Here is a 17,585-nt window from a genome sequence, read left to right as displayed (position 1 = left end):
TTCCTATTTATTTATTATTGAATTTATTAGGTCTGAATCAAGAAAATCATGCTCAATATTTTCATCTTCAAACTCACAATATAAATTTTCTGGAATTTCGACTTCATTTCCTGATTCATTTTCGCCACTAGGAGATAATTCTTGAACATCAATTTTCCATAACTCCTTACCAATCGATAACTCTACCTCATCTTCAGTATCACTGAAAATTCGTGGTAATTTTGTTTCAGTGATCACACCACTTGAAAGTATTTCCCCACTTTCTTTATTAATAATTTTATAAGGTTGGTTAACAAAACCCATTAGATCAAAGTTCATATCATTACCAAATGGGGCAAATCTCAAGCTAAATTTATTCTTTTCTATTTTAGGTAAATCATATTTTGGTATAGAAATATTTTCACCACTTAAAAAAATATGCTGCCCACTCTTCACCTCAAACTTGCCACCTGTTTTTATAAACACTCCACCTCCATTTACAATTAGTTGACTACCTCCAGCTTTAATATCAATTTCTTTCGCACTCGTAAGCTCAATTTTTTCCTCTGTCGAAATTAATCTAATGACCTTCCTAGCAATCACTTCAATTAGATCATCCTGCGCCTGCAACTCCAATTTCCCTTTCGCTGCATAAGCCCTAAAGCCCTTTTGTGCAGCAAACAAGCTGATCTTGTCCTGTGCATGCCCAATAATATTCTTCTGTGCGCTCAAGTTAATTGAGCCACTGGCACTCTCGGCAATATCCTGAGAGGCCTGTAAGATAATATTTTCAGGCGTGGTTAATGCAATCCCATTCGGCGATGCCAACAACATCAACGCCTGTCTGAAAATCTTGCCTTGCTCTTGCTGTTTGGCATTCGAACTGCTTTCCAAACCTTGGGTATAGCCCTCCATAAAGCCCTGTAACGAACTCAATGCTTTGGACGGGGTCACTTCTAACTTGCTGCCTTTACTAAAGGTGCCGCAAGTACTCATCAGCTCAAAATCTTTAATATCGACATTGGCCAAAACATTGCCGACTTCTTTAATACTTTCAAACGGGTTTTGCTGAATCCGATCTTTAATACTGGCAAGTTTGCCTTTGACAATATCAGCGCCATGCTGTTCTATGTTTTCAATGAACTCTTTTAGATTTTCAACCGCATCTTTGGCATCACTAAAGAATGCATTAAACTCTTCTACCGCACCTTTGGCGTCGCCACCAAGCGCTCCGATATCCTCAATAAAACCACCACAATCTTTCAGCGCATGGATCGGATCATTACTCATCCCTTCTTTAAATAAATTTAAAGTACTATCCAGTGCTTGACCGGTAGTTTTAAGCTCCAATGATTGAATAAACTTCGGTAGACGGTTAATCACATTTAGCGCATCAGTCTGTTGCTTCGCAGCCACCTCACTGAGCATTTTCATACTGTCATAGCCCTGTGACAGCAAAGATTGCGCTTGCGCAGCTTCCAGATGATCAGCAATGGCCTGTTCTTGGGCATAGGTACTAATCAGCATACCCTTACCTGCCCGTACAGCGCCCCAAGCATCCGTTCTGAGCTCAAAGCCCTCGCCACGACCGTTACTGGTTTCCTGTACTTTAGGGTGACTCAAATTACCTAAGTTCAACTGTGTTGCCGCATGACTACTTTGCAACTGGGTACTAATTTGCCCTGTCGTATCATCAAAACGTAACTGGTTAAAACCATTGCCATTCACTTCCTGACTGCGGATACCGCTGAGTTTTTTAGTGTCGGGAAGCTGCCCTTTGACATCAAATTTGGTCGGAGAACGCTGTGCTTCATGGATTCGCCCTGTCACAAAAGGACGATCGATATTGCCATCAAAGAAGTCGATGACCACCACCTCACCAATACGCGGCAAGAAGCGTGCTCCATAGCCTTCCCCCGCCCAAGGGGTCAGGACATCCACCCATGCGGAGTCGGTGTCATTGTCATTGCTGCCCGCACCGCCATCATGTCCATGATCATCACTACGGGTAAACAGAAAACGTACCTTAATCCGTCCCCACTCATCCACATAGATGGTTTCCCCTTCAGGCCCCACTACTTTGGCGCGTTGCGGATAGGCGATCGGACGATGCAATTCTGGATCATATTCAGGGGTGATTTTGATCTGACGGCGAATCAAGGTCAGCTCATTGCCTTGGCGCTCGATGTCGTCATAGCCTCGTTGATCCCAGCGGCTTTGGCTGAGCAGTTGACTGACCTGTTGCTGTAAATCTTTCGGTAAATTATTTTGATTATAGAAATTCTTGGCAATAATCAGGAACTCCTGATCGGCCCCTGCATGCTGATCAATTTCAGGATGTTCCCTGAGATTAAACCAATAACCAACTTGGCTATCGCGCACAGTACTATAAGCCTTAAAATATTTGGCTTGGCTGGCATACATGTCATTGAATTGTTGATTCAGTTTTTCTAACTGACTACCGCCTGAAGCTGTGGCTTGGTCTTCACCCTTTAAGTCCTGCATCCAAGCTGGGCTGATATGCCATGCCTGCTCAAGGCTTAAACTGGCAGAATCAAAACTTTCCGAATGGTTATGACTAGTGACCACTGAACCTGCACCTTCTTCTTGTGCCAAGGCATCAGGCTGCCAACGTTGCAGATGCACCGCAGTCGGCTGCAAACTACGCACCGCCACGAAACTGGTCATGCTGTCTTGGAATTCAGTAGCACTGCTGCGGTGATAGCGAATACTCCGTCGAGCTAAAGCCTGATATTGACTATTATCATCAATCAATCTCAGCTTCTGCGCTTTGGCAGGTGTACTTGAATGTGGCACAAAAAGCTCAGCTTCATCAATCAGCCAGTTTATGCCTTCACTGCGCCATAGGCGTGTAAGAAAAGAATAGTCGGATTCATTATGACCCATTACAAATGGGCGTATATCATAATTCTGGCTTAAGCCATTCAGATCCAGACTCAAACTTGCCGCAAATAGTGGACTTCTTTGCTGCCATTCTTTGAACAAAACTTCGGTGATTTCCACAATCGTTTTATTCATAAAAACACGGCTATTACGGCGCTTATGCCATAAATGGGTTGCATCGTGTACAGTCAGCTTATACAGCGTTAATGCACCATCACTCTGTCCATAACTGGCCTCGGTCACAATCCCCGTGGTGCGAAATAGTTGCCCTGAATCAGTGACCTGATCAACTGCAACCTGAGTCCCAATAAATTGTTTGAGAGGAATCTGGGCATTGGTCGAAAGACAAATCAGCTCTGCTTCCAAACCCACATTGAGTTGATGCTGGCCTTGTATGCGTTGTAAAAAAACTTGATTATTCAGTAGATTATTAGAAAATTGTACGTGGATGGCACGTTTCTGTGCATTTAGCCCTATTTTTTCTAATACATTAAATATATTAAAAAGCATTTTTTATAATCAGATCGTACGGGGAATCGGCTGAACTTTATAAAAAACAGACCTGACTGTCTACAAAAAAACGACCATTTTTAGTAAAAAGTTACACTTTTTTTGACTAAGTGACAAAATAAACCCGAAACATGCATCCATATTTCGGGTTTAAAATTACTTAGAACAACGATCCGCTTATTTTTGTGTAACGCGATAGTTTCTAAATAACTGCCATAAGCAAATTAATAAAATCAAACTAAAATAAACCAGAGACCATACTGGCAATGACTGTCCGAGAAAAGTCCAATCGACCGCGGCACACTCACCTGAACCCGAAAGTACTTCTTGCAGTACCGTTTTCATCGGTAACGCATCAACCAAATAATCTAAACCAGGTCCACAGCTTGGCACTTTATCAGGTGGTAAGCTCTGCAACCAAACATGGCGTGCAGCAACACCAACAGACCAGCCAATTGATAAAGTTGCCAAGAATGCATAAAAGCGTTTGAAGCCATTTGAAACTGGATTATGGATAAATGCTACCAGTGCGATTAAACCCATTCCAATTAAGCCAAGGCGTTGGAAAATACAGAGTGGACAAGGATCCAAACCTTGCACATGTTCTAAATACAACGCAAATGAGATACCAATAATGCTGGTCAGTACCAGTAATGCACTAACTAAGCGGTAATTCCATCGCATGGGAAGTCCTCTAAAATTTTAACGGTATTGTGCAAGATATTGTTCAAAACTCATGTCGTTATCTTGTTCAAGTTGCGCCTGTTTTTGCAACGAAGTTTGCGCCAATTGTTCAAAATAGTGTTTGCGTTCTTCACTGAGTGGATGTTGATCATAATGGTCAACATGTTGCTGCGCCATGACACTACCAAAATTCCATGTGCCACCATGTTGTAAAGTATCTGCAATTACATGGGCTGAAGGCGTGTTTTCAACATGATCTAAGCGTTGTTGCATCACCTGAATCGCATCTCGATACAACTGAGTATCATCCATTTGATCTAGTATATTGGCACAGGCTTGAATCGCATTTAAATGAGTTTGTGCCCAGTCTTTCAATGGAATGGAGTGACCGCCCTCTTCGATCTTAGCGTCTGCCGCACGACCGCGATTCACCACTTCAGTTTGGTTACGATCAATTTGCTCTTGTTCTTCTGCAAAGAGATCTGGACTATCTTTTAATAGACAATACAAGGCTAAACTTTCGAGAAAGGCTGCTGAGATTTCATCAATCCCAATCGCGCTATACGGATTCACATCGACTGCACGTAATTCGACATAGCCGACACCACGATTTTTTAACGCTTGCGAAGGTGTTTCACCCGCTTGTGGCACCTGTTTAGGACGCACCAGACTGTAGTATTCATTTTCAATCTGTAATACGTGATCATTGATTTGAATTGGCTCGCCCTGTTCATCATTTAAACCGAGCTGGGTAAATTCTGGATATGGGGTATGCACGGCTTTTTGTAAGCCATCGAGATAATCATGCAGGTCGTTATAATGAATACCGAGCTCTTTTTGTGCTGAGTTTTGATAGCCCAAACGCCCCATCCGTAATGCAGTCGCTTCAGGTAAATAGAGTGTGCCTTTCACTAAAGGCTGTAAGTGATGCTGACGACCAGTCAGGAAGCAACGACACACCGATGGACTTGCGCCCAACATATACATCACTAAAGGAATCAGACGAATAAAATTACGGATCAAGCCAAAATAACGGTGACTACGATAATCTTGCGGACTGAGCTGTTTTAATTCTGGATTGCTTTCATGCTGCTGCAAAACAGCAAATAATTGTTCTGGAAAAGATAAATTATAATGAACCCCTGAAATGGTTTGCATACGGCGTCCGTAACGCACGCCTAAACCACGACGGTATAAGGTTTTAAAGCGGCCAATATTAGAACGGCCATATTGTGCGAGCTTAATATTTTCTTCGTTATCATCCAACATGCATGGCATTGACAAAGGCCAGAGTTTTTCACCTTCTTCTAGCTGCTGATGCACCACGCTATGAATGTCACTCAATTCGTTTAAAGCTGCAGCAATGGTACTTTGTGGCGTGGTAATAAACTCCATCAACGCTTCTGAATAATCAGTGGTGATATGCGGATGTGTGAGTGCCGAACCTAAAGCGATGGGGTGATTTTGTTGTGATAAAAATCCATTGCTTTGCATGCGTAGGCTTTCACGCTCAATCCCACGTAACATCCCCTTTAATAGCGAGGCATCTACCCAAGTTGGTATCACAGAGGAAGTAAGGCTGGGTTGATTCATATTCTATGCTCGCTTATTCAAGATCAGTCGACCACATGCATGGTAGCGACGTCGTCGACTCTACAGACATAATGAAAAATGCCAATCCCTTCGACTCAGCCAATTATAACGACAATTACAATCTAGTCATCTGATTTAGTTTGGCAATTTTTATCACAATCTTGTTACATAAGACACGCAAAAATTGTGATTTTATTGAAAAATAAATCTTCCAATGGATACTCGCCCATGCAAGCGCAAGACATTCTTAATTTTTGGTTTGACCCTGATCATCGTTCACTTTGGTTTGCCAAAAGTGATGATTTCGATGCAAAAATTCGTGCGTCCTTTGCAGAGATTCATCAGCAAGCTGCTCAAGCCGAACTATGGTCGTGGCGTCAAACGCCTGAAGGTCGTTTGGCTGAAATTATTGTCCTCGATCAGTTCTCACGAAACTTATATCGAGATCAAGCACAGGCCTTTGCTTACGACAGCTTGGCATTAACCCTGTCACAAGAAGCGATTAGCTTACAACTGGATGCACAACTCAGCCCAGATCAGCGTTCATTTTTATATATGCCGTTTATGCATAGTGAATCCAAACTCATACATGAATTTGCCCTAAAATTATTTCAACGTTTAGGCAATGAAATTAATTTAAACTTTGAGAAAAAGCATAAAGTGATCATTGATCGTTTTGGTCGTTATCCACATCGCAATGCCATTTTAGGCCGCAACTCAAGCGCTGAAGAACTGGAATTTTTAACTCAACCGAACAGTAGTTTTTAAGTCGATCTCCCTCGACACTGTACACAGGAATGGCATATGAAAGCTTTATTAATATGCACCCCGCTCCTTGTCGCATTGACATTTGCAGGATGTGCAACGGTTCCCTCCAAACCTAGAACCTTTGACCAACTCGGTCAGTTCACCGCTTATCCGTTAAATAACAAAACTTACCGCGTTGGTTTCCAAGCAGATAACAATTTGAGTTATGGTACGGCTGAGGAAATCACTCTACTTAAAGCAGCACAAACCACGGTCAAAAATGGGTTCCGTTATTTTAGTGTGGTGGATGATCCAAGTAATGCCCGTCATAAAGCACCTCGTCAGGCTGTAATTTATCCGACACCATCTTATTATCCTTATGGTTATTATCGTCGTCATCCTGCCTTTTGGCCTGATCCATTCTACGATACCCCACAAGTGGTCAATATTGATCCAATTCAAGTATCGTATACTATCGAGTGCTTTAAGACTCAGCAGCAATCACCTGATGCTTTTGATGCGCAACTGATTTTACAGTCCTTAGGTCCAAAATATGGTCTGAGTCCAACAGGAGACGTGTTGCAACCACCTGCACCACCTCAAAACAAAAAGTAAATTAAAAGGATGGCTCAATGAGTTCAGTCGAAGAAATCCACGTCCCAAGCTTACAACGAAGTAAATACTTCGCCACCATGGCACTGATTATTGCAGTGGTGTCATGGGTCGCTTTAATGGTCGCGGCACATTTTCTCCCTGAATATAAATGGCTTATCCATATTTTTATGCTCGGTGCAGAAGCTGGCGTGGTCGGTGGCTTAGCCGATTGGTATGCGGTCACAGTATTATTCCGCAACCCTTTCGGCAGAATGCCGCTGCCCAAACTGTTGCGTGATCACACTGAAATTATTCCACGGAATAAAGCGCGTATTGCCGAATCAATGGGACGCTTTGTACAGGAAAATTTCTTATCGCCACAAATTGTGGAACGTAGCTTACAAAATGCCGATATCAGTTTGGCGGTAGGTCAGTGGTTGGCTAATCCTAAAAACAATCAGCATGTGGTGCAAATGATTCAGCACACCGTACCGAGAATCTTTGAATTTGTCAGCCAAGATCAGATTGCCCACTTTGTCCAAAATAACAGTGTGCAATGGGTCAGAAGTACCAAGGTCAACAAACTGGCCAGTGAAATGCTGCGTGCGGTACTGGAAAATGATTTCCATCAGGATGTATTACAACGTGGACTAGATCTGGCACATGAATGGATGGTGTCCCACCCTGAAGAAGCACGTGATTTATCACGTAAATTATTCCAAGAATTAGGTGTTTGGAAACTGGCTAAAGGCGCAAGCTGGATCGGCATTGATGTACAGCAACGCACCATTGATTCACTCATTGAAAAAGTTGAATCGATGCTAGCTAATCCTGACCACCCTTGGCGTCAGGATATTGAAGCCACCACGCATAACTTGATGCTGGAATTGGCAGAAACAGACAGTGACGCCAGCCAACGCTTAAATCGTGGCAAAGATGCCTTGCTCGATAGCCCACAAGTACTGAACTTTATCAGTGGTGCTGTAGCGATTTTATGTGATGCGATTAAAACCGATTTAATGCGGGAAGATTCAGGCATTGCCACCAATTTACAGGCTGCGATACAACAACTCGGTGAAAGTCTGATTCAAAATGAAAAAGTGCGTCAGGTGCTGAATGAAAAAATGGTCGGTTTGGCCACCAATTTCAGTGAGCAATACAGCGACAAAATCATTCGTTACATCAGTGAGCGTATCCACGAATGGGATTCGCGTGAAATGATTGCCAAAATCGAAAGTGAAGTTGGCGGTGATTTGCATATGATCCGCGTCAATGGTGTGATCGTCGGTGCGTTTATTGGTTTAGCACTTGGTGTAATTCGTGCCATTGTTGAAAATGTTTTGTAAATAAATCAAATCCTAAAATCCTCTAGCTCAATTTAAGTTGGGATTAGCTATCGTGACGGCGGCATGGATGCCGCCCGTAGTGCTGCGACCTCAGGGATGAGCCGTCAGCACTACAAAGGATTTTTGTTACTTTTCATCCTTGAAAAGTAAAACATGCCTATGCAAATTACATATAATTTCTCACAGCATACGAGGCTGTGCAGAGTCATCGTAAAAAAGAAATTAGATATTAAAAAGGACATCCGATGTTGCAACTTCAGTCAAAACTCCCAAGCCAAGGCGTTACCATTTTTAGTGTCATGACTGAACTCGCACACCGCCTCAATGCCCTGAACCTGTCCCAAGGCTTCCCCGATTTTCCTGCGCCACCAGCCCTGCTCGAAGCACTAAGCCAAGCAACACTTTCAGGCTATAACCAATATCCTGCTGGCGATGGCGTACTCGCATTAAGACAACAACTGGCGATACAATTCTTAGCACGCGATCAATTGCAACTCGATCCAGTCACTGAAATCACCATTACCCCTGGTGCAACCATTGCGATTTTCTGCGCAATTCAAGCCTGCATCCATGCTGGCGATGAAGTGATTATTTTCGATCCAAGCTATGACAGCTATGCCCCTGCGGTTCAGTTAGCAGGTGGAAAATCAGTGCATATCCATTTAGATGCTCCAAGCTTTCAGGTGAATTGGCAAAAGGTCAAAGACAGTATCAATGCCAATACTCGCATGATTATTGTCAACACCCCACACAATCCAACAGGTGCAATTTGGTCAGAACAGGATTGGCGACAGTTAATTGAGCTGATTCAAGATAAAAATATCGTGGTGCTCTCCGATGAAGTCTATGAACATCTGATTTTTGATGGGCAAAAACACCATAGCGCACTGCAATTTCCAGAATTACGTGAACGCAGTTTCGTGATTGGTTCTTTCGGCAAAAGCTACCATGTCACAGGTTGGAAAACCGGCTATTGTGTTGCTGCGCCACAACTCATGCACCTGTTCCGCCAGATCTATCAATTTGCCAATTTCTGTGGCACCACTCCATGCCAGATTGCACTTGCCAACTATATGCAACAACACCCTGAGCATATTCAAGAATTGCCAAGTTTTTATCAGGCGAAACGTGATCTGTTCAACACCCAAATTCAAAATTCACGTTTCGACTTCATCCCATCTCAAGGCACCTATTTCCAAAATCTGAATTACAGCAATATTCGCCCTGATCTTAATGATATCGAGATGTGCCAATTTCTTGCGGAGCAACATAAAATTGTGGCAATTCCAATTTCAGTGTTCTATCAGCAAGCACCTGAATCATTACGCTTAATCCGCTTCTGCTTCGCGAAAAGCGATCAAACACTACAACGCGCAGGTGAAATCCTCGTACAATGTTGATCAACAAATAGAAACTGAACCCTCATCTTCAACACAACTGATAGTGTTATGTTGAAAAAAATACAATCGTTTCAGGATGAAGCGTGAAGGAAACTGAATGACACCACGCCAACCCTTGGTCATGCAACCGAATCTCTGGAAAACCTTTTTTGTGTTTCTGGTGCCGCTGATTGCCACCAATATTTTACAAAACCTGTCGGGAACCATTAATACCATCTTTGTCGGTCAAATGATGGGGGTAAATGCAATTGCCGCTGTATCGGTATTCTTCCCCATCCTGTTCTTTTTACTGGCTTTTGTGATTGGGATTTCCGCAGGCTCCACGGTACTGATTGGGCAAGCATGGGGTGCGCAGAATCTAGAAAAAGTCCGTTCCGTGATTGGCTCAACCGTCTTTATGACCTTGATCGGCGGCAGCATTATTGCGGTCTTGGGTCTGATCTTCGCCAAACATATTTTGGAGTTGCTGGGTACCGACCCTAAAGTGATGCACCTGTCCTTGCCTTATGTGCAATGGATGTTGGTCGGTAGCCCTTTACTGTTCGTCTATATTATTTATACCTCGATTTTGCGGGGTGTCGGTGATAGTGTGACGCCATTGATTGCACTCAGTCTCACTAGCTTGATTGGTTTGGGCGTAACCCCCGTTTTACTGAAAGGTTATTTTGGTTTTCCGGCTTTGGGTATTGTCGCCCCTGCAATTGCAACCATTATCGGTTATGCCGCTGTACTAATTTTCTTAGCAATTTATCTAAACTATAAAAATCATCCACTGAAAATTGATGGTCTATTGCTGCAACATATTCGCCATGATGCTGAGCTGAGTAAATTAATTTTAAAGCTCGGTATTCCAACAGGGATTCAAATGGTCACCACCTCCTTAGCTGGTTTGGTGATTATTGGCTTGATTAACCATTATGGTGCACATGCCACTGCTGCCTACGGTGCAGTCAATCAGGTACTGAACTACATTCAATTTCCAGCCTTGTCGATTTCGATTGCCGCTTCGATTTTTGCTGCACAAGCGATTGGCGCAGGTAAGCCTGATTTATTGGCCAAAGTCACCCGTACCGCTTTAGGCATGAATTTCTTATTTACTGGTAGTTTGATTGCCTTGGCTTATTTGTTCTCAAAATATCTGATGGCACTGTTTATTACCGATCACAGTGTAATTGAGCTGGGGCAACAATTATTATTTATTGTGTTGTGGTCGATTCTGTTCTTTGGTGCCAGTGCTATTTTTGCATCGATCATGCGTGCCAGCGGTGCAGTTAATATCCCAATGCTCATCAATATCTTCACAATTGTTCTGATCGAAGTGCCATGCGCGTATTGGTTTAGCTCATTGTGGGGCTTAACAGGCATTTGGATTGCCTATGCACTGTCCTTTGTCTGTCTATGTCTATTCCAAGCCTTTTATTATCAATTCTTTTGGAAAAAGACCAAGATTAAGGTACTGATCTAAAACCACCTTATGACGGATATAAAAAAGCCATTCACAGAGAATGGCTTTTTTCATACTGACAACTTACATCATCTTGGTTGCAAGCGCTGCAATACGTTGATAACCCGTCGGGAATAAACGTTGGAACGAATCCACAATACGTGCATCCGTACCAATCAATAAACGGCGTTTATCTTTTAATACTGCATTTAAAATCTGACGAGCTGCTTCTTCTGGTGGAGTACGTAGGAACTTGTCAAATTGCTTGATTGATTTGTTTGGGTCCATACCCAAGCTCTTCAAGCTGTCATTCATTTTTGCTGCTTTGGCGATATTGGTACGAATCCCGCCCGGATGTACGCAAAGTGAACTGACACCGCCCTTCTCAATATCCAATTCCTGACGTAATGATTCAGTGAAACCACGCACCGCAAATTTGGTTGCGTTATATGCCGATTGGGTTGGTTGCGAGGTTAAACCAAAAATACTGGAGATATTGATGATATGACCATCTTTGGTCTGTTTGATGAATGGCAGGAATTCTTTGGTGCCATAGACCACACCCCAGAAATTAATCCCAACGATCCATTCTAAATCTTCATAACTTGCGCCTTCCACTGTCGAGCCAAGTGCTACACCTGCGTTATTGAAGATCAAATTGACTGAGCCATGATCCTGTACAGTCTCTTGCGCCCACTGTTTCACCGCATCACGGTTTGAAACATCAAGTACTTTGGTGGTCACTGTTACAGGATACTGTTTCACCAATTCAACAGTTTGCGTCAGGCCTTTGTCATTGATATCACTCAATGACAAATGGCAACCTTGTTTCGCCAATAAAACTGCCAATTGTTGTCCAATCCCAGAACCTGCACCGGTGATCGCTGCGACTTTATTTTTAAAATTTTTCATTGCCTATCCTTTGTACTGCGAATGATACGCACATATTCGCTCAGACCATGTGCTGTTTAACCTGTAACCAATATAATTTTGACAATACGTGTTGTCAATATAGTACACTCTAGCTTTAAGACAAATGGCAACAACCAACATCCTACATGTCATAATAGGCCTATTTACATTTCATGACTGATGATGTTTAAAAGAGACAAGGCATATTTTCAAAATTTGGTTATGCTAGTCAGCACAACATAGTTGAAATGCAAATATTAGACACACGATTTAAAGACTTTTTAGGGAACGGTTTTCTCAATGGCAACTCAAGATCAAGCGACAAGAAAGAAAAAAAATACAGAAGCGAAAGAACGACAATTTAAAGGTCTGTCTTTAACCGAGCGCAAAGAAGCACGTCGTGAAAAATTAATTGAAGCAGGTATTGCAACCTACGGCACACAAGGCTTTTTCTCGGTCACGGTCAAAGATGTCTGTAATGAAGCCAAGCTGACTGAACGCTATTTTTATGAATCTTTTAAGAAAAGCGAAGAACTGTTTCAAACCGTGTTCTTAAAAATGATTGAAAAAATGCAAACCTGTTTAACCCAAGCTGTTCTGATGGCTGCGCCAGAACCGAAGAATATGGTGAACGCTGGCCTCTCTGCATTACTGAATGCCATTAAAGATGATCCTCGTATGGCACGAATTATTTATATTGATGCAATGCTGGTTCAAGATCTACATAATCAAGCCACCATTCAAGAGACTTTGACCCAGTTCGATCGTATTATTCAAGGATTTGTGATGATCACCATGCCAAATGCACCACAAAGTGCTGAAGAAGTTTCGCTCATGGCAACGGGCTTAAATGGTTATGTCACCCATATTATTATTCGCTGGGTCTCAGAAGGCTTCAAACAGCCGTTGGAAGATGTTTTGTCAGCCTGCTGTGCTGTCTTTTTGTCTTTTATCGAAACAACCTCGCAAAAAAATTAAAATCGTTTTACAGTTTTGTGACAAACAAAGCTGTTAAACTACACTTTAGTTAAACAAATGAATTTATTTGCTTTATTGCTAAGCAAATTGTCATCAATCCGTCACGACTCTGCCCCATGCTTGTCACAATTTATTGCTAAATTCGACTTTATTAATTCTTTTGCAATGATATTGTCATAATTAATCTTTGTAATAAGCCTGTCATAACAACAAAACGGTTAAACCGTTACAGATTTTAAGGGTATTGCGCTGTGAAAGATGACTATATTTTAATTGTCGATGATGAGCTACCGATCCGCGAAATGATCCATACCTCTTTAGATATGGCAGGCTTCCAATGTTTACAAGCAGAGGATGCCAAACAAGCGCATCAGATTATCGTTGATCAGCGTCCTGCGCTTATTTTGCTGGATTGGATGCTACCAGGTGGTGTAAGTGGCGTAGATTTATGCCGCCGCCTCAAACGTGATGAGAACTTGGCAGAGATTCCTGTGATCATGCTGACTGCACGTGGCGAAGAAGACCATAAAGTTCAAGGTCTGGATGCCGGTGCAGATGATTACATGACCAAGCCATTTTCAACCCGTGAACTGGTCTCTCGTATCAAAGCAGTGTTACGTCGTGCCAATGCATTGAGCGGTGAGAAAGTGATTGATGCCAATGGCTTATTACTTGATCCTGTCAGTCAGCGCGTGAGTTTTGGCAACAGTATTTTAGAGATGGGTCCAACCGAATATCGTTTATTGGCCTTCTTTATGACGCACCCAGAGCGTGCCTATACGCGTGCTCAACTCCTAGATCAAGTCTGGGGTGGTAATGTCTATATCGAAGACCGTACCATTGATGTGCATATTCGTCGTTTACGCAAAGTGTTAGAGCCTTTTGGTGTCGACCGTTTTGTCCAAACCGTTCGTGGCACAGGTTATCGCTTCTCGACACGAGCAGATTTAGCAGTAGGTTAAAAATCCTTTATGTATGAACCTTATCCCGTCCCTGAACTGGCACGTGAACACCAACGTTTTCGCTACAGCAGTTTATGGACCTTTGCAAAACAAGATTTAAGACTGTTACTTTTTTTCTTATTGATTGCGAGCTTAGTCGGATTCGGGGTGGGATACTTCTGGAGCTGTATTTTTGTCGCCTTTGTGCTGTTTTTCATGCTACAGCTCCGCTCGCTTTATCTGGTCAATGAATGGATTTCCAATCGCCCTTATGACGTCCCTCCAAATCTGAACGGGATCTGGGGCGCATTACTGTTCAATGTCTATCGTGCGCAGCGTCAAGAACGTATTGTTCAAGCTGAAATGGTGGGTTTGATTGATCGTGCGCAATCTTCTTTGGTGGCATTGGCCGAAGCCGTGGTCTTAATTGATGATCAACATCAAATCGAATGGTGGAATCCTGCTGCTGAAAAACTGTTAGGGATTAGTCCCTTGGATCGTGGTCGCAATTTATTGTCCATTTTGCGTCAACCCAGTTTTATTGAATATTTTAACCACAGTGAGCAATCTCCTGATGGTATCCGTCTGCAAGCACAGATGGATGAAGAACGTTACGTACAAGTCAAACTGACCCGCTTCGGTGGCGAAAGCCGTCTATTGGTTGCTTATGACACCACGCGAGTACATAACCTTGAGCAAATGCGTAAAGACTTTGTCGATAATATTTCACATGAATTACGTACACCGCTTACCGTACTCAGTGGTTATATCGAAACCTTTATCGATCAAGATGATATTACGCCACGCTGGAAACGCGCTTTCACACAAATGCAGTCACAAACTAAGCGTATGAATGCTTTAGTTAATGATTTATTACTGTTATCTAATTTAGAAAATAATAAAAAAGTCGCGAAAAATCAGATTATTGATATGGCAAATCTGATGAATCAAATCTTTGATGATGCTCGTGCCTATAATCTCGATTATGGGCATACCTTGAATCTGGATATTGATAGTCATTGCGACCTGATTGGTTCTGATATCGAAATTGCCAGTGCATTCAGCAATTTAATTACCAATGCGATTAAATACACTCCTGCAGGCGGCATCATCACCATTGGCTGGCATGAAGATGGTGATCATGCTTACTTTACCGTACAGGATAATGGGATTGGGATTAACCCAAAACATTTACCGCGTTTAACAGAACGTTTCTATCGTGTTGATAGCGCACGTAGCCGTCAAACAGGTGGAACAGGATTAGGACTCGCAATTGTGAAACACGTGTTAATGCAACACGGTGCGCATTTAGAAATTACATCCAAAGAAAATGAAGGCTCGACCTTTACCGCTGTGTTCCCGAAAGAACGCTTATACCGCATGATTTAGGCGTAAAGGGAACTGCCAAGTTCCCTTAAATATGCTGTGATCATTCCACTAAAATAATATAATAACCTTTTGTTTCATTTCATTATTTATATTTTTGATGCCATTATCATGCTAAATACTTCTTTTCTTCGCGCTTGTGTCCTATTACTTGGACTCAGCACCCCTTTGGTGATTCAAGCTGCACCAACAGACCCTCTAATTGGCACTTGGAAAGTCGTGGATGAGCGTACGGGCTCTTACTTGTCTGATATTGTGATTCGCAGACATTCTGCGACCGAACAATACAGTGCGGTAATTGTCAAAATGTATCCTTCTGCCAAGGAATCGGCACCAACCTTATGTACAGCATGTTCTGGCGCTTTAAAAAACCAACAGATTATCGGTATGGAAGTGTTAACAGGTCTAAAGATGTTGAATCAAAATGAGGAATTTGGACAAGGTGTTTGGCTCAATCCCTATGATGGTCAAAAATATAACCTGAATGCTCGTTTAAGCAAAACTGGCAAAATGCTAAGTATTAATGCGAAAAATCCAAGCAATAACAGTTTCCGTAATATGACTTGGATTCGACTTTAATGATTTAAATTCAGTCGCAGAAATAATTTATCTTTCACATAAAAAAGAGTGCAATTTATGCGCTCTTTTTTATGAATTTAACGATAAAATGGTCAATTAGGAGCTGGTTTTTGCGCTCAACGCTGCTGGCTCAACCAAATGGCTGGGTAAACCAAAAATATGATCAAAAAAGTAATTATAAACAAAGGTATAACATGGAATCAGTACCATCAAACTAAAATCGAGTAAGAAAGCTTTAACTAGACTGATCTGCATCCACCATGCAATTAACGGAATCAAAATCATCACCAAGACAATTTGAAAGCCAATGGCATGTACAACACGTCTGAGCACTGTACGTTTTTTTGATGTCTGTTTCTTTTCCCATATCTCAAATACATAGTTATAAAAGAAATTGACCGTCACTGCGATCACAGCAATCAAGATCGACAAAGGTCCTGTATGGCTAATGGTCGTGCCTGAAAGCACCGCCAACACCATCGCACAGATAAAAAAGCTCAAAACTTCATAGAAAAATACGTAAGTGACTCTTCTCTTGGTTCCTTGCATGACCACACCTTAAAATCAATAATGAGTGGATTTTACGCCTTAAATTTGATAAAAAAAGTCAATCGTCATCAGATTTACTGACAAGAGAATGACTATGAAGCTCAGTCGTGAACAGCTTGAACTGATTCTTGAAATTATTGATCGAGGTAATTTTTCTGCGGCAGCGCGCGCCTTAAATCGGGTCCCTTCAGCAGTCAGCATGGCGATTGCCAATCTTGAAGCAGAGCTAAACTTAAAACTGTTTGAGCGTAGCAAAAATCATCTCGCCCCTACCGAAGTCGCCCTTTCAATTGAACCGCATGCCCGATTGATTGTGACCAAATTACGTCAACTCGACCTGCATCTAACCGAGCTTTCAACAGGATTGGAGACCAGCCTCTGCATTGGCATTGCCGCAGATGTGAATCAAAAATTTTTATTAGCAAGTATTGAGCAACTGATTCAACGTTTTCCATTGTTAAATATTGAAATAGTCAGCGCACCACAACAAGAGCTCAAAACACGGCTACACCAGAACGAGATCGATCTCTATATCGCCTATAGCTCATCACAACTCGATAATAATGAACGCTTTCGCTTGCTGGGCATGGAACAATTTGTTGCTGCCGTTTCACCTAAAGATGCGCAACAGCTCAAAGCGCATAATAAAAATGAACTCACTATGTTATCTGAACTCAGACAGATTATTGTTGCAAGCAAGCATTATCCATTACCTGATAGTCGGGTATTGGTCTCCGATTCATATTGGTACAGCGATAATTTATCCATGGCGATTGATATGGTGGAACAAGGACTCGGTTGGGGTAATTTCCCCCTTTCTGTAGTGCAAACACATTTTGCCAAACACAGTCTGGTGCGCTTAGCCTTTCTGGATACCACCAATGGACTGGATATGCCGATTCATGCGATTTGGCCAGCTTATAAACCACTGAGCAAATCCATGCAGCTCTTGATTGAGCTATGGGAAAAACAAATCAATATTAAATAAAAAAGCCCGACATCCAAGTCGGGCTTTTTCGTATTCCTTTCACTAGATACA

The 17,585-nt window shown here is 42.2% G+C and carries 15 protein-coding genes; 10 read left to right on the top strand and 5 right to left on the bottom strand.

Annotated features, from left to right (window positions below; translation table 11 throughout):
* Positions 1-3: 3 nt before the first annotated feature.
* The 3 genes from NDN11_RS00555 to gshA form a co-directional block, all read right to left on the bottom strand.
* Positions 4-3,393, bottom strand: coding sequence for a type VI secretion system Vgr family protein (locus NDN11_RS00555; RefSeq protein ID WP_251110470.1), 3,390 nt, complete (start codon positions 3,391-3,393; stop codon positions 4-6).
* A gap of 177 nt (positions 3,394-3,570) precedes the next feature.
* Complete coding sequence (locus NDN11_RS00550; protein ID WP_167248473.1) at positions 3,571-4,077, bottom strand: disulfide bond formation protein B; 507 nt, start codon at positions 4,075-4,077, stop codon at positions 3,571-3,573.
* 18 nt (positions 4,078-4,095) lie between these two features.
* A complete protein-coding gene (gene gshA, locus NDN11_RS00545) occupies positions 4,096-5,670 on the bottom strand; it encodes a glutamate--cysteine ligase (protein WP_251110469.1) in 1,575 nt (524 codons plus the stop codon).
* A gap of 228 nt (positions 5,671-5,898) precedes the next feature.
* Between gshA and NDN11_RS00540 the strand changes: the two genes are divergently transcribed.
* The 5 genes from NDN11_RS00540 to NDN11_RS00520 all read left to right on the top strand — a co-directional run bounded on the left by NDN11_RS00540 (position 5,899) and on the right by NDN11_RS00520 (position 11,222).
* Positions 5,899-6,438, top strand: coding sequence for a DUF924 family protein (locus NDN11_RS00540; RefSeq protein ID WP_167248471.1), 540 nt, complete (start codon positions 5,899-5,901; stop codon positions 6,436-6,438).
* 36 nt (positions 6,439-6,474) lie between these two features.
* Entirely contained in the window at positions 6,475-7,032 is a 558-nt protein-coding gene (locus NDN11_RS00535; protein ID WP_070074569.1) for a CC0125/CC1285 family lipoprotein, read from the top strand.
* A 17-nt stretch (positions 7,033-7,049) separates the two neighbouring features.
* On the top strand, positions 7,050-8,357 hold the full coding sequence (locus tag NDN11_RS00530) for a DUF445 domain-containing protein (protein WP_251110468.1): 1,308 nt from the start codon (positions 7,050-7,052) through the stop codon (positions 8,355-8,357).
* A 245-nt stretch (positions 8,358-8,602) separates the two neighbouring features.
* Entirely contained in the window at positions 8,603-9,757 is a 1,155-nt protein-coding gene (locus NDN11_RS00525; protein ID WP_251110467.1) for a methionine aminotransferase, read from the top strand.
* 97 nt (positions 9,758-9,854) lie between these two features.
* Positions 9,855-11,222 carry an MATE family efflux transporter gene (locus NDN11_RS00520; protein ID WP_004803509.1) on the top strand — a complete coding sequence of 456 codons (1,368 nt, stop codon included), beginning with the start codon at positions 9,855-9,857 and terminating at the stop codon, positions 11,220-11,222.
* A 63-nt stretch (positions 11,223-11,285) separates the two neighbouring features.
* Here the strand turns inward: NDN11_RS00520 and NDN11_RS00515 are convergent, their stop codons facing one another.
* Positions 11,286-12,113 carry an SDR family NAD(P)-dependent oxidoreductase gene (locus NDN11_RS00515; RefSeq protein WP_159723867.1) on the bottom strand — a complete coding sequence of 276 codons (828 nt, stop codon included), beginning with the start codon at positions 12,111-12,113 and terminating at the stop codon, positions 11,286-11,288.
* Between the two features lie 300 nt (positions 12,114-12,413).
* On the opposite strand from NDN11_RS00515, the gene NDN11_RS00510 reads away from it, so the two are divergent.
* The 4 genes from NDN11_RS00510 to NDN11_RS00495 all read left to right on the top strand — a co-directional run bounded on the left by NDN11_RS00510 (position 12,414) and on the right by NDN11_RS00495 (position 15,997).
* The gene (locus NDN11_RS00510) at positions 12,414-13,091 is read left to right on the top strand and encodes a TetR/AcrR family transcriptional regulator (protein ID WP_167248467.1); all 678 of its coding nucleotides are present in this window, start codon (positions 12,414-12,416) and stop codon (positions 13,089-13,091) included.
* Positions 13,092-13,342: 251 nt separating this feature from the next.
* Complete coding sequence (gene phoB / locus NDN11_RS00505; protein ID WP_004803505.1) at positions 13,343-14,053, top strand: phosphate regulon transcriptional regulator PhoB; 711 nt, start codon at positions 13,343-13,345, stop codon at positions 14,051-14,053.
* 9 nt (positions 14,054-14,062) lie between these two features.
* The gene (phoR, locus tag NDN11_RS00500; RefSeq protein ID WP_167248466.1) at positions 14,063-15,421 is read left to right on the top strand and encodes a phosphate regulon sensor histidine kinase PhoR; all 1,359 of its coding nucleotides are present in this window, start codon (positions 14,063-14,065) and stop codon (positions 15,419-15,421) included.
* A 108-nt stretch (positions 15,422-15,529) separates the two neighbouring features.
* Positions 15,530-15,997 (top strand): DUF2147 domain-containing protein, encoded by a 468-nt coding sequence (locus tag NDN11_RS00495; protein WP_251110466.1) that lies wholly within the window; start codon positions 15,530-15,532, stop codon positions 15,995-15,997.
* A gap of 96 nt (positions 15,998-16,093) precedes the next feature.
* Here NDN11_RS00495 and NDN11_RS00490 read toward each other — a convergent pair whose 3' ends face one another.
* A complete protein-coding gene (locus tag NDN11_RS00490) occupies positions 16,094-16,546 on the bottom strand; it encodes a PACE efflux transporter (protein ID WP_167248464.1) in 453 nt (150 codons plus the stop codon).
* A 94-nt stretch (positions 16,547-16,640) separates the two neighbouring features.
* On the opposite strand from NDN11_RS00490, the gene NDN11_RS00485 reads away from it, so the two are divergent.
* Positions 16,641-17,534 carry a LysR family transcriptional regulator gene (locus NDN11_RS00485; RefSeq protein ID WP_167248463.1) on the top strand — a complete coding sequence of 298 codons (894 nt, stop codon included), beginning with the start codon at positions 16,641-16,643 and terminating at the stop codon, positions 17,532-17,534.
* Positions 17,535-17,585: the final 51 nt, after the last annotated feature.

It is taken from the genome of Acinetobacter sp. C26M, from assembly GCF_023702675.1.
Lineage (GTDB): Bacteria > Pseudomonadota > Gammaproteobacteria > Pseudomonadales > Moraxellaceae > Acinetobacter.
The sequence above is the reverse complement of the archived record's forward strand: the minus strand, read 5'-3'. Positions and strand labels throughout refer to the sequence as shown.

Bases quoted from the DNA above. Each gene is read 5' to 3' on its own strand.
- NDN11_RS00555 (WP_251110470.1), bottom strand. From the start codon at position 3,393: ATGCTTTTTAATATATTTAATGTATTAGAAAAAATAGGGCTAAATGCA.
- NDN11_RS00550 (WP_167248473.1), bottom strand. From the start codon at position 4,077: ATGCGATGGAATTACCGCTTAGTTAGTGCATTACTGGTACTGACCAGC.
- gshA (WP_251110469.1), bottom strand. From the start codon at position 5,670: ATGAATCAACCCAGCCTTACTTCCTCTGTGATACCAACTTGGGTAGAT.
- NDN11_RS00540 (WP_167248471.1), top strand. From the start codon at position 5,899: ATGCAAGCGCAAGACATTCTTAATTTTTGGTTTGACCCTGATCATCGT.
- NDN11_RS00535 (WP_070074569.1), top strand. From the start codon at position 6,475: ATGAAAGCTTTATTAATATGCACCCCGCTCCTTGTCGCATTGACATTT.
- NDN11_RS00530 (WP_251110468.1), top strand. From the start codon at position 7,050: ATGAGTTCAGTCGAAGAAATCCACGTCCCAAGCTTACAACGAAGTAAA.
- NDN11_RS00525 (WP_251110467.1), top strand. From the start codon at position 8,603: ATGTTGCAACTTCAGTCAAAACTCCCAAGCCAAGGCGTTACCATTTTT.
- NDN11_RS00520 (WP_004803509.1), top strand. From the start codon at position 9,855: ATGACACCACGCCAACCCTTGGTCATGCAACCGAATCTCTGGAAAACC.
- NDN11_RS00515 (WP_159723867.1), bottom strand. From the start codon at position 12,113: ATGAAAAATTTTAAAAATAAAGTCGCAGCGATCACCGGTGCAGGTTCT.
- NDN11_RS00510 (WP_167248467.1), top strand. From the start codon at position 12,414: ATGGCAACTCAAGATCAAGCGACAAGAAAGAAAAAAAATACAGAAGCG.
- phoR (WP_167248466.1), top strand. From the start codon at position 14,063: ATGTATGAACCTTATCCCGTCCCTGAACTGGCACGTGAACACCAACGT.
- NDN11_RS00495 (WP_251110466.1), top strand. From the start codon at position 15,530: ATGCTAAATACTTCTTTTCTTCGCGCTTGTGTCCTATTACTTGGACTC.
- NDN11_RS00490 (WP_167248464.1), bottom strand. From the start codon at position 16,546: ATGCAAGGAACCAAGAGAAGAGTCACTTACGTATTTTTCTATGAAGTT.
- NDN11_RS00485 (WP_167248463.1), top strand. From the start codon at position 16,641: ATGAAGCTCAGTCGTGAACAGCTTGAACTGATTCTTGAAATTATTGAT.